The sequence below is a fragment of the Streptomyces sp. NPDC057854 genome (genome assembly GCF_042797055.1).
Taxonomy (GTDB): domain Bacteria; phylum Actinomycetota; class Actinomycetes; order Streptomycetales; family Streptomycetaceae; genus Streptomyces.
On sequence record NZ_JBHVMF010000002.1, the window covers coordinates 48832 to 62943 of the forward strand.

Consider the following 14112-nt stretch of genomic DNA (forward strand, 5'->3'; position numbering starts at 1 on the left):
CTCCTCGATCGACTGCCGGAAACCCTACTAGTGGGGCCCCCACCAGCGCACATGAGCCCCCCACAAACCCCACCAAAACCGACTATTGCCACTTGCAACGATCACCGCCGAGCAGGTAGGGCTAGGAGGGAACACCCGATCCGGCAGGCCTTGGAGGCGCCACACCGCACCCCGAACTTCCATCCAGGAGGAGACGCATGTCACCCCGGCTCGACGTCCCGCGCACCCCCACCGCGCCGTCGACATCCCCCCTTCCCCGTACCGCCGACGTCACACCCGCGCCGCACCCGGCGCTCGACGGCCCGCTCGACCGGGTCGCCCCCGCGGACGCCCGCGCCCTCTCGAAGGACCTCTTCGCCCGGCTCGCCGAGCTGGAGGAGGGCACCCACGAGCACGCGTACGTCCGCAACACCCTCGTCGAACTCAACCTGGCCCTGGTCCGCTTCGCCGCCGCCCGCTTCGGCACCCGCAGCGAACCCATGGAGGACATCGTCCAGGTCGGCACGATCGGCCTCATCAAGGCCATCGACCGCTTCGAACTCGCCCGCGGCGTCGAGTTCCCCACCTTCGCGATGCCGACCATCATCGGCGAGATCAAGCGGTTCTTCCGCGACACGTCCTGGTCCGTGCACGTCCCCCGGCGGCTCCAGGAACTCCGCCTCGACCTGGCCCGGGCCGGCGACGCCCTCGCCCAGCGCCTCGACCGGGCGCCCACCGTCGCCGAACTCGCCGCCGAACTCGGCATCGGCGAGGACGAGGTCGTCGAGGGCATGGCCGCCAGCAACGCCTACACGGCCGCCTCCCTCGACGCCCAGACCGAGGACGACGACCACGGACCGAACGAGTCCGCCCTCGCCGACCGCCTCGGCTACGAGGACCACGGCCTGACCGGCATCGAGTACATCGCCTCCCTCAAGCCGATGATCGCCTCGCTGCCCGAACGCGAACGGCGCATCCTCTCCCTCCGGTTCGTCACCGGACTCACCCAGTCGGAGATCGGCGCCGAGCTCGGCATCTCCCAGATGCACGTCTCCCGGCTGCTCTCCCGCACCCTCGCCCGGCTCCGCCGCGGACTCACCCTGGAGGAATGAAACCCGCCGCCTCTCCGGCGGAAACCCCCTCCGAAAACCCCCGCGAACCGCCAAGATGGCGACGGAAAGGGCCCGTTCACGGTCGGCCGACCCGGACGGGCCCTTCCGCGCGACCACAGCGGAAGCCGGCCGGGGCGTTGTTGACGGCCCGCCCGGACCGGGCGACATTGGGCCCGGGGATTCAGGGGGGAATCTGTCATGGTCTCTGCCTACGCGGACCTGGAAGCACAGATGCGCACACGGCTCGGCGGCCGCGCGTGCCTGTACGTGCCGTCGTGCCGCCTCGGCCTCTACCTCGCCCTGCGCCACTGGTGCGCACCCGGCGGCCGGGTGCTCATGTCACCCGTCAACGACGACGTCATCTTCTTCGTCGTGCTCGCCGCCGGACTCCGGCCCGTCCAGGCCCCGCTCGACCCGCGCGACGGCTCCCTCGACCCGGCGGCCGTCCCCGAGCGCGTCTGGTCCGGGCTCTCCGCCGTCCTCACCACCAACCTGTACGGCAACCCCGACCCGGCACCCGAGCTGCGCGCCCGCTGCGACCGGCTCGGCATCCCGCTCCTGGAGGACGCCGCCCACGCCATCGGCTCCGCCGTCGGCGGCCGGCCCGCCGGCGCCTGGGGCGACGCCTCCGTCTTCAGCCTCTCCAAGCACACCGGCGCCAAGACCGGCGGCTTCCTCACCGTCGCCGACCCCGCCCTCCGCGACGGCCTCGCCGCCGCCCGCGACGCCCTCCTCCACCCCGCCCGGCTCCACCGCGAACTCGCCTACCTGGCCCGCCCGTACGCCGAGTCCGCCGCCCGCGGCATGCGCCTCGCCCGCCCCGCGCACGCCGCCCTCCGCGCCCTCGGCCTGCACGAACGGCCCGGCATCCGGATGCCGCTGCGCCCCGCCGCGCTGGCGGACGCGCTCGCCGCTGCCCCCGCCCTCGACCCCTTCCACTCCTGGGTCCGGGTCGACATGCACGACTACCGGCTCGCGCCCGGCGCCGGCCGGCTCCGCCGCACCCGCCGCCGGCTCGCCGCCCTCGACACCGTCCTCGACGCCCACCGCGCCGGCACCGCCCGTCTCCTCGCCAGCGAGTACTCCGCGCAGGGCCTGCCCGCCGACGGCGCCGTCCCGCCGCTCTTCCGGGTGCCGCTGCTGGTCGAGGACCGGGACGCCGCCGTCGCCGCGCTCGCCCGCCACCGGATCACCGTCGGCTACCTCTACGACCCGCCGCTCGACAGCTACGCCGGGGAGGCCTTCACCGACCCCTCCCCCGCTCCGGCCGCCGCCGCCTGGTTCGCCCGGCACGCGCTGCCCGTCGATCCGCGCCGCGCCGACGCCGTCCTCGCCGCGCTCCGCGCCTGCGGCGCCCGCCCCGCCGTGCCCTCGCCCGCCCTCGGCGGCGCCCGGTGACCGAGACCGTACGGGCCCCGGGAGCCGCCCCGGACGCCCCGGGGGCCCGCGAGGCGAAGGGCGCCGGCGAGGGCCCGCCCGCCGACGGCGGCGACTCCCTCTTCCGCAACGCCTACGCCCTCATGCTCTCCACCGGCGTCTCCGCCGCCCTCGGTCTCGGCTTCTGGCTGGTCGCCGCCCGCTACTACACCGAGGACGCCGTCGGCGAGGGCTCCGCCGCCATCGCCGCCCAGCGGATGCTCGCCTCGATCACCGCCACCACCCTCTCCGGCGCCGTCGTCCGCTACGTCCCCCGGGCCGGCCGCGCCACCGGCCCGCTCGTCGCCCGCCTCTACCTGCTCAGCACGGTCGTGGTGGCCGCCGCCTGCGGGATCTTCCTGCTCACCCTGGACTGGTGGGGACCCTCGTACGCCCCGCTCGGCACCCTCTCCGCCGGGCTCTTCTTCACGGTGACCTCGGTCGGCTGGGCACTGCTCACCCTCCAGGACGGGGTCCTCACCGGGCTGCGGAAGGCGTTCTGGGTGCCGGTCGGCAACGCCGTCTTCTCCGTCGGCAAGCTGGTCCTGCTGGTCGTCCTCGCCGCCGCGCTGCCCGTCCTCGGCGTCTTCGTCTCCTGGGCGGCGGCCATCGCGTTCTCCACCGTCCCGCTGGCCTGGCTGGTCTTCCGCAGGCTCATCCCGCAGCAGGCCCGCGCCGACCGGGACCGCGAACCGCCCACGTACCGCGAGATCGGCCGCTTCGTCGCCGGGGACGCGGTCGGCGCCCTGTTCAGCCTGCTGATGATCAGCCTGCTGCCGGTGATGGTCGCCGTCCGCTTCGACGCAGCCCACAACGCCTTCTTCTACACGGCGTACACCGTCGGCGGCACCATGGAGTTCATGGCCATCAACATGGCCGCCTCGCTCACCGCGCACGCCTCCCACAGCCCCGAGTCCCTCGCCGACGGCGTGCGGGGCGCGCTGCGCCGAATGGTGCTGCTGCTCGTGCCCGTCGTCCTCGTCCTGGTCGTCTTCGCGCCGCTCATCCTCACGCCCTTCGGCCAGGGCTACACCGACAACGGCTCGACCGTGCTGCGGCTGCTGGCCGCCGGGGCGCTCCCCCGGGTCGCGGTCGAGCTGTACATCGGGGTGCTGCGGGTGCAGGGCCGCACCGGGATGCTCGCCGTCGTGCAGGGCGGCATGTGCGTGCTGGTGCTGGGCGGCGCGGCGCTGCTGCTGGGGCCGTACGGCATCAGCGGCGCCGGGATGGCGGTGCTCGGCGGGATGACCGTGATGGCCCTGGTGTGCGTGCCGGGGCTGCGGGCCGTGCTGCGCGGCCGGGCGCCGGAGCGCGCGCCGGAGGCGCCCGCGCCGCAGGGCTCGCCCGCGCCCGGGGACGGCTACGGCACCAGCTGGGCCCGGCAGAGCGCCTATCTGCGGACCACGGCCGCGCAGGACGCGGTGACGCCCGCCTTCGGCATCCCGGTGTACGTGCCCCGGCCGCGCGCGCCCGAGCCCGGGGCCGCGACCGTGCGCCGGGAACCGCCGCCGGCTCCGGCCCGGGACCGGCGCGGGCCGGTCCGGTGGGTGCTGCTCGGGGCGGCGGCGGTGGCGTTCTGGCTGCCGCTGGCCCTCGCCGAGCCGCTGGACGTGGCCCGGCTGTCCGGCACCGGGCTGCTGGCCGCGCTGCCGGGTCCGGCGCTCGCCGCCGCGCTGGTGCTGGTCGCGCTCCAGGGCGCGGCGGTCGGGGCGCGCGTCTTCCGCGCCGGGTTCGCGGGCGCCGTCGTCGCGGCGACGTTCCTCGCGCTGCACACCGCGCCGCCGCTGCTGGGCCTGCTGCCGCCCGCGGCGGCGGGGCCGGGCGCCGAGCTGCTGGGCGCGGGCCCGGCCGGGCGGGTGGCGCCGGTGGTGGCGCAGGCGCTGTGCCTGCTGCTGGCCGGGGCGCTGCTGCGGACGCTCGGCGCCGGCGGGCGGGTCACCGCCGGGGTGGTGTGGGTGCTGGTGTGGGCGGGCTGGGCGGGGCAGCAGTCCGTGGCCGCCGCCCCGCTGCCGCTCGTGCTGGGCCTGGCCGGGGTCACGATGGCGGCGTACGCGATCCGGGGCCTGCGTTCCTGACCGGTGTCACCGTCTCGGCAGCGGCTGCCGGAAGTACGGGTCCTGGCCGGCCTCCCGGTAACCCTGGAGGCCGGGCCCGGAGTTGACGGTGAGGTCGCAGCCGGGTCCGGGCACGGGCCGGTTCCAGTGGACGTACGCCTTCGCCTCCGGGAGCGTCGGCGCGACCTCGGGGATGCGCGCGTACCAGTCGCGCTGCCGCTCGGGGCGGTCCGGGTCGGGGGCGGTGGCGAACTCGGCGAGCATGACCGGCTTCTCGTCGGAGACGTTCTCGCGGAGCCAGTCGTAGGTGGGGCGCTGGCTGGCCTCGAAGTCGCGCCAGGTGTCGGTGCCGTGGCAGCGGTAGTAGTTGTACTGGTCCATGCCGATCCAGTCGACGTACCGGTCGCCGGGGTAGAGGGCCTTCATCTCGTCGGCCATCCCGAGGTAGCCGGAGACGGTCCACACCCAGACGACGTTGTCGGCGCCGAGCTTCCGGAAGCGGTCGTGGAGGTGCCGGTAGGCGGCGACGTACTCCTCGGGGGTGCCGGCGCCCTCCTTGATCCGGGCGTCGACCTCCTGGTCGAAGGAGAGGAAGACCCGCTTGCCGTAGTCCTTGATCCGGCGGATCTGCGGGTCGATGACGTCGGCGTCGTACCGGCCGGAGGCGATGTTCTTCCAGCCGAGCTGGGTCTCGGTCCAGCCGGCGTGGTGGGGTTCCTTCCAGACGGTGGACTCCCAGGCGAGCATCAGCAGCCGGTCGCGGCCGAGTTCGCGTTCGTCGTCGGTGAGGAGCGTCCCGTCGAGGGCGTTGCCCGACATGTCGTGGTACGTGTACACGAGGTCGAGGCGGCGGCCGATCTTGCGCTCGAAGGCGTACACCGGCGCGGTGAGCGAGCCGTCCCGGTCGTAGGGGAGGTACGCCCCCCACCAGGCGCCGCAGGGCGAGACGAGCCGGGAGTCGGCGGCGCAGCGGTCGTCGCCCTCGGCGACGGTGGCCCACACCCCTATCCCGGCGGTCAGGGCGCCGACGGCGGCGAGGGCGACGGCGAGCCGTCCGGCGACGGAACCGCGGGCGTGCCGGCCGGTCACCGGCCCCCACCGGGCCCTCGCTCACGGGACAGGAAGGAGGCCGCGCCGTCGGGTTCGACGGCGCCTCTGGTGGCGGCGGGCAGCGGCAGGCCGGGGAGGAGGGCGGCGACCGTGGTGAGCACGGCGAGCGGGACGAGGAAGGCGGGCACGGAGAAACCTCCGATCAGGAAGAGCACGGTGGCGGTGAGCGCGGCGAGGGAGAGGCTGAGCGGCGCGGCGAGCGCGAAGGACTCCAGCCGGGCGCCCGGCCGCAGTCCGCGCGGCTGCGGGTGGAGCAGGGCGAGGCCGGGGCCGAGGCAGACGAAGAGCAGCACGGGCACCCAGCGGAGCGGGGAGCCGCCGGGCAGCAGGGTCGCGGCGAGGGCGAGCCAGCCGGAGGCGGCGACGGCGGCCCGGGCGCGGTTCGCGGGCGTGTTCACGAGGCACCGCCTGAGGTGGTGGCGGACGGGGTGTAGGCGAGGACGATCCCGTACGGGTGCTCCTCGACGATCCTGAACAGCGGGGACTCCTTGAGCCGGTCGCGGAGCTCGGTGAAGCCGCCGGGCGGCAGCAGGCCCTCGCCGGCGGTGTAGACGTCCTGGGTGCGGGTGAGAACGACGTGGGCGGCGGGGGTGCCGGGCGGGATGCGGTCGGCGAGGTAGCGGGCCGGGTCGGCCAGCATCCGCTCGTTCTCCGGGAGTTCCTGCTCGGCGAAGAACCAGTGCTCGACCTCGTCGTAGCGGTGCAGGGCCTGCGGGAAGGAGCCGGAGGTGGCGAGCAGCAGCCCGCCCTCGGGCAGCCGGTCGATGGCGCGGGTGACGAGCGCGGACTCGGCGGGCGGGGTGTAGTACATGGCGTCCTTGCCGTAGTAGGCGGGCAGGAAGCCGGCGGTGAGGGCGAGCAGGACGGCCGGGAGGGCGACGGCGGCGGCCCTGCGGCGGACGAGGGCGCCGCGGCTGCGGCGGGCGCCGGCGGCGGCGGGCACCAGCGCGGCGGCGGCGAAGAACGCGGCGCCGGGCAGCCCGAAGAGGTAGACCCGGAACAGCATCTCGCCGCCGTAGTCGTTGACGGCGAAGAGCGGTACGGGGGCGGCCGAGGCGAGCAGCAGCGGCAGCGCGCCACGGGTGAGCCGGCGGCGCAGGAGGACGGCGACGCCGGCGCAGACGACGACGGCGAGGGCCATGGCGATGCCGGCCTTGCCGGCCAGCTCGGGGCCGGGTCCGGTGAGCTGTCCGGCGTATCCGGCGCGGGAGTTCTGGGTGAGCCGGCCGAGGGAGTCCTTGAGGGTGCCGAGGGTCTCCAGGAAGAGCGGGCGGCCCATGGTGAGGTCCCAGGCGAGCATGATGAGGCCGGCGACGGCGAGCAGCCCGAGGTTGCGGTAGCGGCGGGTGAGGCAGAGCGCGGCCAGGACCACGCAGAGCATCACCGGGGTGAGCTGGTGGACCGCGTTGACCGCCAGGATCAGCGGGGACAGGATCAGCACGCCGACGGCCCGCTGCCGGGTGGTGGTGGACGGCGGCACGGTGGCCGCCGCCGGGTCGAGCGCCGTCCGGTCGCGCAGCGGTCCGGCGCTGCCGGGCCGGACGAAGTGGCGCAGGACGACGGCGAGCACGGTCAGGTGGAGGACGTAGGCGAGGCCCTGCGGGGCGAGGTAGTCCTGGCCGACCCAGTTGGCGAGCTGGAAGATCCAGACGGCGGTCCAGACGAGCCGCCAGTCCTCGGTGAAGGTGCGGTAGAGCAGCACGAGGACCGGCAGCAGGATCAGGCCGAGGACGATCGGCGCCCAGTTGAGGTAGACGGCGGTGGACTCGACGCCGAAGGCGCGGACGAGGGCGGCGTTGAGGGTGAAGAAGCCGGGCCACTGGTCGTAGGCCGACATGTTCCCGGACAGGGCGGCGTCCGGGCGGAGTTCGCCCGCGCCGAGGAGGGTGTTGACGACCGCGTCGTGCTTGGACGCCCACGGGTAGCGCACCGAGTCGTAGAGGACGGCGGGCGCGGCCTTGAGGGCGACGAGCAGACCGGCGCAGTAGACGAGCGGCCAGACCGGGGCGGTGCCGGCGCGGCGCAGCGCCACCAGGAAGCCGGCGGTGAGGACGACGAGGGAGGCGTAGAAGGCGACGGGCAGCCGGTCGAGGAGCCCGTAGTCGTCCATGGTGCGGAAGTCGACCAGCGGCAGCGACGCGGCCCACAGGCCGAGGCCGGCGACCAGGAGGGCCGGGGTGAGCCAGGCGACGGCGGAGGCGGCGGCGCGGGGGCGCGGCTCGTGCGCCCCGTCCGTCCCGTCCGGCCCTTCCGGCCCGTCCGGCCCGGGGAAGCCCTCCCGGCCGGGGGCGCCGGGCTGGGCCGGCACGCCCCCTTCGCTCACCGGTGCCGGCTCCTGGTGGTGCTGTCGCACGACGCGTTCTCCCCACTGTCCCCTCCGACGAAGCAAGGGAACGTACTGCGGTTCTGTCCGGGTACACAACTCCCGTCTCGGGTACGGGCTTTGTCGATCTTGCCGGGTTCGGGTCCGGTCCGGTCAGCCGGCGAACTCCGGTCCCCTCACCAGGGCTCTCGCCCGGCGGTAGAGCCGCCAGCCGACGGTCGGCAGGGAGTCCGGGTAGGGGGCCGAGCGGGCGCCGGTGCCCTCCATCCACGCCTCGACGTCGGCGGCGGTGTGGTCGCGGCGGACGATGAGCCGGGCGATCCGGAACAGCTCGTCGGTCTCGGAGCTGAGCGCGTGCCGGACGGCGACGGCGGAGGCGTACCCGGCGGCCTTCGCGGCCCGGCGGACGGCGGGGCTGTTGTAGCCGTGCGGGTAGGCGAGGTGGCGGACCTCGTGGCCGAGGACGTCCTCCAGTTCGGCCTTGGAGTCGCGCAGTTCGCTGCGGAGCGCGGCCGGGCGGAGGGTGTCGAGCTGGGGGTGGCTGACGGTGTGGCCGCCGACCTCCATCCCGTACTCCTCCAGGCGCGGCGCCTGCGCCAGCGTCATCATCGGCGCGGGCGGCAGCAGACACGGCCGGCCGGGGGCGAGGGCGCCGGTGGTCAGGTACGCGGTGGCGGGCAGCGACCGGCGGGCCAGCGCCTCGGCGGTGGGGCCGGCGAGGTCGGCGAAGCCGTCGTCGAAGGTGAGGACGACGGGCCGCGGCGGCAGCGGCGTGCCGGCGGCGAGGTGCCCGACGAGCGCGCCGACCGTCAGCGGGGTGCGGCCGCTGCCGGTGACCGCGTCGAGGTGGGAGGCGAACTGCCGCGGGGTGACGGTGAATTCGGCGATCCAGGCGGGCGGGTCGTCCATCACCGGGTGGTAGAGGAGGACGGGGATGCGGGTGTGCACGGGCGCGCCGCTCATCGGGCGCCTCCCCGGGAGAGCCGGGCCCGGAGGTAGCCCACCGGGCCGTACAGCATGCCGCGCCGCTCCAGCCGGGACAGGGACGCGGGCCACGGGTGCCGCGCGGTGCCGTGCTCGCCGGGGGCGTGGCCTGGCTCGTCGCCCGCGCCGCGCTCGGCGGTCATGGTCCGGGCGTGCGCGAGGCCGCGCGGCAGCCGGGCGAGGAGCGCGGGCAGCAGGGCGGGGCGGCGGACCAGGGTGGCGGTGAGGTACGCGGTGAGGCCGGCGCCGTAGCCGTACGCCTGGTTCCGCAGGTCCTGCCAGGTCTCGCGGTGGTGGTGCCAGACGAGGGCGTCGGGCGTGTAGCGGAGCCGGTGCCCGGCGGCGAGGACGGCGACGAAGGCGTACAGGTCGTCGCCGCCCTTCGCGGGGGTCCCGGTGCCGGTGGCGGGGTCGAAGCCGCCGGCGCGGCGGAGCGCGGAGGCCCGGAAGGCCATGTTGGCGCCGGAGCCGAAGCTGCCGGCCGTGAACGGGAACAGCGGCTCGTCGGCGGGCGGCCGGGCCGGATCGTACAGGCGGGGCGCGAAGCCCTTCGCGAAGCCGCCGTGGGACTCCAGGAGGATCTGGGCGGGGGTGGTCAGCCGGGCGGGCAGGATCAGGCCGGTGACGCAGCCGAGGCCGGGGTCGGCGGCGAACGGCGCGGCGAGGGCGCTCAGCCAGCGCGGGTCGGCGATCACGTCGTCGTCGGTGAAGGCCAGGACCTCGCCTCGGGCGGCGGCGACCCCGGCGTTGTGCGCGGCGGCGAGCCCGGGCCGGTCCTCGCGCACGTACCGCACCCGGTCCGCGTACCGCTCGGCGACCAGGTCGCGGGTGGCGGAGGTGCGGGGCGCGTTGTCGACGACGATCAGCTCGTGGTCCGGGTGGTCCTGGGCGAGCAGCGAGTCGAGCGCGCGGGCGAGCGAGGCGGGGCGCTCGCGGGTGGCGACGACGACGGACGCGGGCGCGCGCTCGGGCGGGGGCGCCGGGTCCGGGTCCGCCGCCGCGGCGCGCCGCTCGGCGTCGGTCCGCGGGCCGGCGGTCTCCTTCAGGCGCCGCGCCGCGAGCGCGGCCAACACCTCCGCCGGGTCCTCGCCCGGCTCGTAGGGGCCGAGGACGGTGGCGGCGGGGCGGCCGTCCACGCGGACGAGGGCGTAGACGTCGCCGGGCACCGGCGCCGGGGCGCCCGGCGCCGCGCGGAAGCCCGTGACGGCGCCGGACGCGTCGAGGTCCAGCTCGGTGACGGAGATCGCCGGCCGCTGGCTCGTCTGGTTGGTCTGGTTCATCGGAGTCCCCCGGGTGCGCGCGGCTAGCGGTCGCCGCGCAGGCGGGCGACGGTGTTCAGCGCCCCGCGGGCGCGGGCGGCCAGCTCCGGGCGCTCGCGGACGTAGGCATGGGCCGCGCGGACCGGCTCGCGGCGCAGCCAGTGCAGGACGGTGCGCGGATCGGGCCGGGTGACCGCCCCCTCGTACACGGTGAGGTCCCCGGTCTTCAGGGAGTCCTTGTACGCGGCGGCGCCGCGCCCGAGGTCGAGCAGGCCGATGCCGGCCGCCGCCGCGCCCTCCGCCATCCGGAGGTGGAGGACGAGCCCCGGGGAGTACTTGGCGTACGCGGGGTCGTAGGCCGGGAACCAGCAGGACAGGACGGTCGCCGACCGGAGGCCGAAGTGGGCGGCGACCGGCCGGTCGCCGGCGTACAGCACCGACAGGACGCCGGAGCAGCCGGGCGCGCGCTGCGCGTGCAGGCGGCGGACCAGGGCGCTGATCCACTCCCGCGCGAAGCGGTCGCCGCGGCCGGTGCGGCGGTACTGCGCGGACTTCCAGGCCATCAGGGTGCGCAGGGCGGCCGGGTCGCGCTCGTCGAAGACGAACCGGAGCCCGCCCTCGGCCTCCCGGCCCAGCTTCCGCTCCTTGGCGAGGGTGGTCTTCAGGAACTTCGGCGACTGGACGCGCAGCAGCGCCTCGTACGCCGCGTACCCCTCGCCGACGTCGATGACGGGCGAGGCGAACGACTCGTCGGCGGCGCCCTCGAAGACCGGCTGCCCGGTCTCCAGGTTGTCGTACTCCCAGACGGCGAGGCCGCAGGCGCGGAGCACCGCCCGGGCGTCCGGCCGCAGTCCGGGCCGGAAGACGCCGCCCTGGCTGTCCGAGACGCCGAAGCCGATGGCCGTGCCGCGCCCCAGCGGCCCCTTCTCGTACGGGAAGAAGCCGACGGGTTCGCCGTCCTCCCACCACACGGCGACCCGCGCACGGGGCCGCACGGCGCCGACGGCGAGCGTGAACTCCGGTTCCATGAACGGGTTCGCCGGGGCGCCGGACTTGGCCCTCAGCTCCCGCCACGCCTCGATCTCGCGCTCGCCCAGCTCCCCCGGCCGCACGCTCCGCACCCGCCACGCACTCACCTAGCCGACCCCCCGGTCATCCCCCCTGAGTACCACCAGACAGGACGGTACCGGCCCGAACCCCTCCCCGGCAGGCATACTCGCCCTTTCGATCACGGAGGGGGCTTCGGTGCGCGAGGAACGTGTGGGACGGGGGCGTTCGGCGGACGTGTACGCGCTCGGCGACGACGGACGCTGGGTGCTGCGCCGCTACCGGGACGGCGGCGGCACCGCCCGCGAGGCGCGGCTGATGACCCGCCTGGCCGCCGCCGGCTACCCGGTGCCCCAGGTGCGGGAGACGGCCGGGCCCGACCTGGTGCTGGAGCGGCTGCACGGCCCGTCGCTGCTGGACGCGCTGCTGGCCGGGACGTACACGCCGGAGGCGGCCGGGGCGCTGCTGGCCGGCCTGCTGGACCGGCTGCACGCGCTGCCGGGCCGGGTGGTCCACCTGGACCTGCACCCGGGGAACGTGGTGCTGGCCGGGGAGCGGGGGCCGGTGGTCATCGACTGGCGCACCGCGGAGGAGGGCGCGGACCCGGGGCTCGACCGGGCGATGTCGGCGCTGCTGCTCGCCGAGGTCGCCGTGTCCGCGGCGCCGTACGCCGCCGGCGTCCGGGCGGGCCTCGCCGCGCTGCTCGCGGCCTCGCGCGGCCCGCTGCTCCTCACGGAGGCGGGGGCGCGCCGGGCCGCCGACCCGCACCTGACGGCGGCGGAGCGCGGGGCGCTCGGCGCGGCGGTGGAGCTGGTGCGGGCGGCGGCGGGGTGAGGGGGCTCAGGCGCCCTTGCGGACGATCTCGGTGACGTCCGGGGCGCCGGCGATCGGGGCGCCGAAGGGGGTGACGCGGATGCCGGTGGGCGTGGGGGTGACCTCCAGGACGAGGTTGTCGTTCGGGGAGAGGTCGCGGAGGTCGATCCGGAGGCGGACGGGGCCGTCGCCGGGCATGCGGTGGACGTTCTCCGGGAGGTAGTCGGCGCCGGCGAGGGCCTTCCGGAGGGCGGTCTCGTCGGTGGGGGCGGGGCCGTCGAACGCCGAGCGGACGCGGTCGGCGTGGGCCTTCGCGGCGCACCGGTCGACGTCGTTCAGCGGCAGCTCGTCGTAGGAGGCGGTGGCCTCGGGGCCGGGCGGCGGCGGCATGTCCGAGGGCGGGTCGACGGGGACCGGGGGGCCGGACGGTTCCGGCCCGGCGCCGGGGTCGAGCTCGGCGACGTTGCTGACGGCGGGCAGCGGGGGCAGCTCGATCGCCGTGCCGGGGGCGCAGGTGTTCATAATGCGGAGGGCGATCGCCTGGGCCCGCACGGTCGGGTCGGGGTGCTTCTCCAGGTCCTTGCCGGACAGCATCCGGGGGCTCGCGCTCGCGCCGGCGGGCGTGGCGGCGGGCTTGGCGGCCCGCTGCCCGCCGCCGGAGTCCTGGGCGCCGCAGGCGGTCAGGGTCAGCGTGCCGAGGGCGGTGGCCGTCACGGCGAGGGACGCGAGGAGGCGCTTCGAAGTCATGCCGGAATCATGCGGGCGGCCGGGGACCGCCCACATGAGTACGCCTACTCAACACGCCCTGGGCGCGGCCGGGTTGCGGCCGTGTCAGACGACGCGGACGCCCCGGCGCCAGACCTCCGCGACCAGCGGCACGCCGGGTCGGTAGGCGAGGTGGACGGGGGAGGGCGCGTCCAGGACGGCGAGGTCGGCGCGGGCGCCGGGCGACAGGTGCCCGACGTCGGTGCGGCGGAGGGCCGCCGCGCCGCCGGCGGTGGCGGCCCAGACGGCCTCGTCGGGCGTCATGCCCATGTCCCGGACGGCGAGGGCGATGCAGAACGGGACGGAGGAGGTGAAGGACGAGCCCGGGTTGCAGTCGGTGGAGAGCGCGACCGTGACGCCCGCGTCGAGGAGGCGGCGGGCGTCCGGCCAGGCGGCGCGGGTGGAGAACTCGGCGCCCGGGAGCAGCGTCGCGACCGTGTTCCCGGAGGCGAGCGCGTCGACGTCGGCGTCCGTGAGGTGGGTGCAGTGGTCGGCGCTCGCCGCGTCCAGCTCCACGGCGAGCTGCACGCCGGGGCCGTACGAGAGCTGGTTGGCGTGGATCCGGGCCTGGAGGCCCTTCGCCTGGCCGGCGGTGAGGATCGCGCGGGCCTGGTCGCCGTCGAAGGCGCCCTTCTCGCAGAAGACGTCGATCCAGCGGGCGTAGGGGGCGCAGGCGTCCAGCATCGGGCCGGTGACCAGGTCGACGTAGCCGGCCGGGTCGTCGGCGTGGTCCGGGGAGACGATGTGCGCGCCGAGGTAGGTGACCTCGTCGGTGTGCTCGGCGGCGATGCGCAGCGCGCGGGCCTCGTCCTCGACGGTGAGGCCGTAGCCGGACTTGGTCTCGAAGGTGGTGGTGCCCTGGCGGAGCGCCTCCCGCAGGTAGCGGGCGACGTTCGCGGACAGTTCGGCGTCCGTCGCGGCGCGGGTGGCGGCGACGGTGGTGCGGATGCCGCCCGCCTCGTACGGGCGCCCGGACATGCGGGCGTTGAACTCGGCGGTGCGGTCGCCGGCGAAGACGAGGTGGGAGTGGGAGTCGACGAAGCCGGGGAGGACGGCGCGGCCCCCGGCGTCGACGCGGTGGTCGGCGGCCGGTGCCTGCGCCGCGGGGCCCGCCCAGGCGACGGTCTCGCCGTCGAGGACGAGGGCGGCGTCCTCGACGAGGCCGAGGGGGCCTTCGCCGAGGGCCGGGTCGTTGGTGACCAGGCTGCGGATGTTCGTGATCAGCGTCGTCGTCATGGTGCGCTCCGGTG

The 14112-nt window shown here is 76.0% G+C and carries 12 protein-coding genes; 4 read left to right on the forward strand and 8 right to left on the reverse strand.

The annotated features are described in order from the left end of the window. The first annotated feature begins 197 nt into the window (after nt 1–197). The 3 genes from ACFVQZ_RS04450 (at nt 198) to ACFVQZ_RS04460 (ending at nt 4582) form a co-directional block, all read left to right on the forward strand. The gene (locus ACFVQZ_RS04450) at nt 198–1091 is read left to right on the forward strand and encodes an RNA polymerase sigma factor SigF (RefSeq protein ID WP_383619591.1); all 894 of its coding nucleotides are present in this window, start codon (nt 198–200) and stop codon (nt 1089–1091) included. A gap of 231 nt (nt 1092–1322) precedes the next feature. Continuing rightward, nucleotides 1323–2489 carry a DegT/DnrJ/EryC1/StrS family aminotransferase gene (locus tag ACFVQZ_RS04455; RefSeq protein ID WP_383619995.1) on the forward strand — a complete coding sequence of 389 codons (1167 nt, stop codon included), beginning with the start codon at nt 1323–1325 and terminating at the stop codon, nt 2487–2489. Then, the gene (locus ACFVQZ_RS04460) at nt 2486–4582 is read left to right on the forward strand and encodes a hypothetical protein (protein WP_036415983.1); all 2097 of its coding nucleotides are present in this window, start codon (nt 2486–2488) and stop codon (nt 4580–4582) included. The genes ACFVQZ_RS04455 and ACFVQZ_RS04460 overlap by 4 nt, the downstream gene beginning before the upstream one ends. Before the next feature lie 6 nt (nt 4583–4588). Here ACFVQZ_RS04460 and ACFVQZ_RS04465 read toward each other — a convergent pair whose 3' ends face one another. The 6 genes from ACFVQZ_RS04465 to ACFVQZ_RS04490 all read right to left on the reverse strand — a co-directional run bounded on the left by ACFVQZ_RS04465 (nt 4589) and on the right by ACFVQZ_RS04490 (nt 11373). After that, a complete protein-coding gene (locus ACFVQZ_RS04465; protein WP_383619593.1) occupies nt 4589–5650 on the reverse strand; it encodes a glycoside hydrolase family 26 protein in 1062 nt (353 codons plus the stop codon). Continuing rightward, complete coding sequence (locus ACFVQZ_RS04470) at nt 5647–6069, reverse strand: hypothetical protein (protein ID WP_030496736.1); 423 nt, start codon at nt 6067–6069, stop codon at nt 5647–5649. The genes ACFVQZ_RS04465 and ACFVQZ_RS04470 overlap by 4 nt, the downstream gene beginning before the upstream one ends. Further along, nucleotides 6066–7994 (reverse strand): collagen-like protein, encoded by a 1929-nt coding sequence (locus ACFVQZ_RS04475; protein ID WP_383619595.1) that lies wholly within the window; start codon nt 7992–7994, stop codon nt 6066–6068. Before ACFVQZ_RS04475 ends, ACFVQZ_RS04470 begins: the two co-directional genes overlap by 4 nt. Before the next feature lie 153 nt (nt 7995–8147). Further along, complete coding sequence (locus ACFVQZ_RS04480; RefSeq protein WP_030496734.1) at nt 8148–8957, reverse strand: polysaccharide deacetylase family protein; 810 nt, start codon at nt 8955–8957, stop codon at nt 8148–8150. After that, nucleotides 8954–10258, reverse strand: coding sequence for a glycosyltransferase (locus ACFVQZ_RS04485; protein ID WP_383619597.1), 1305 nt, complete (start codon nt 10256–10258; stop codon nt 8954–8956). Before ACFVQZ_RS04485 ends, ACFVQZ_RS04480 begins: the two co-directional genes overlap by 4 nt. Before the next feature lie 23 nt (nt 10259–10281). Further along, nucleotides 10282–11373, reverse strand: coding sequence for a GNAT family N-acetyltransferase (locus ACFVQZ_RS04490; RefSeq protein WP_383619598.1), 1092 nt, complete (start codon nt 11371–11373; stop codon nt 10282–10284). A gap of 109 nt (nt 11374–11482) precedes the next feature. On the opposite strand from ACFVQZ_RS04490, the gene ACFVQZ_RS04495 reads away from it, so the two are divergent. Next, entirely contained in the window at nt 11483–12118 is a 636-nt protein-coding gene (locus ACFVQZ_RS04495; protein ID WP_383619600.1) for a phosphotransferase, read from the forward strand. Nucleotides 12119–12124: 6 nt separating this feature from the next. Here ACFVQZ_RS04495 and ACFVQZ_RS04500 read toward each other — a convergent pair whose 3' ends face one another. Next, nucleotides 12125–12844, reverse strand: coding sequence for a hypothetical protein (locus ACFVQZ_RS04500; protein ID WP_383619602.1), 720 nt, complete (start codon nt 12842–12844; stop codon nt 12125–12127). Nucleotides 12845–12928: 84 nt separating this feature from the next. After that, nucleotides 12929–14098: an imidazolonepropionase gene (hutI, locus tag ACFVQZ_RS04505; protein WP_383619604.1), complete on the reverse strand. Its 1170-nt coding sequence runs from the start codon at nt 14096–14098 to the stop codon at nt 12929–12931. Between the last annotated feature and the right edge of the window lie 14 nt (nt 14099–14112).

Coding starts and splice junctions, on each gene's coding strand:
- ACFVQZ_RS04480 (WP_030496734.1), bottom strand. CDS start 8,957: ATGAGCGGCGCGCCCGTGCACACCCGCATCCCCGTCCTCCTCTACCAC.
- ACFVQZ_RS04455 (WP_383619995.1), top strand. CDS start 1,323: ATGCGCACACGGCTCGGCGGCCGCGCGTGCCTGTACGTGCCGTCGTGC.
- ACFVQZ_RS04450 (WP_383619591.1), top strand. CDS start 198: ATGTCACCCCGGCTCGACGTCCCGCGCACCCCCACCGCGCCGTCGACA.
- ACFVQZ_RS04485 (WP_383619597.1), bottom strand. CDS start 10,258: ATGAACCAGACCAACCAGACGAGCCAGCGGCCGGCGATCTCCGTCACC.
- ACFVQZ_RS04500 (WP_383619602.1), bottom strand. CDS start 12,844: ATGACTTCGAAGCGCCTCCTCGCGTCCCTCGCCGTGACGGCCACCGCC.
- hutI (WP_383619604.1), bottom strand. CDS start 14,098: ATGACGACGACGCTGATCACGAACATCCGCAGCCTGGTCACCAACGAC.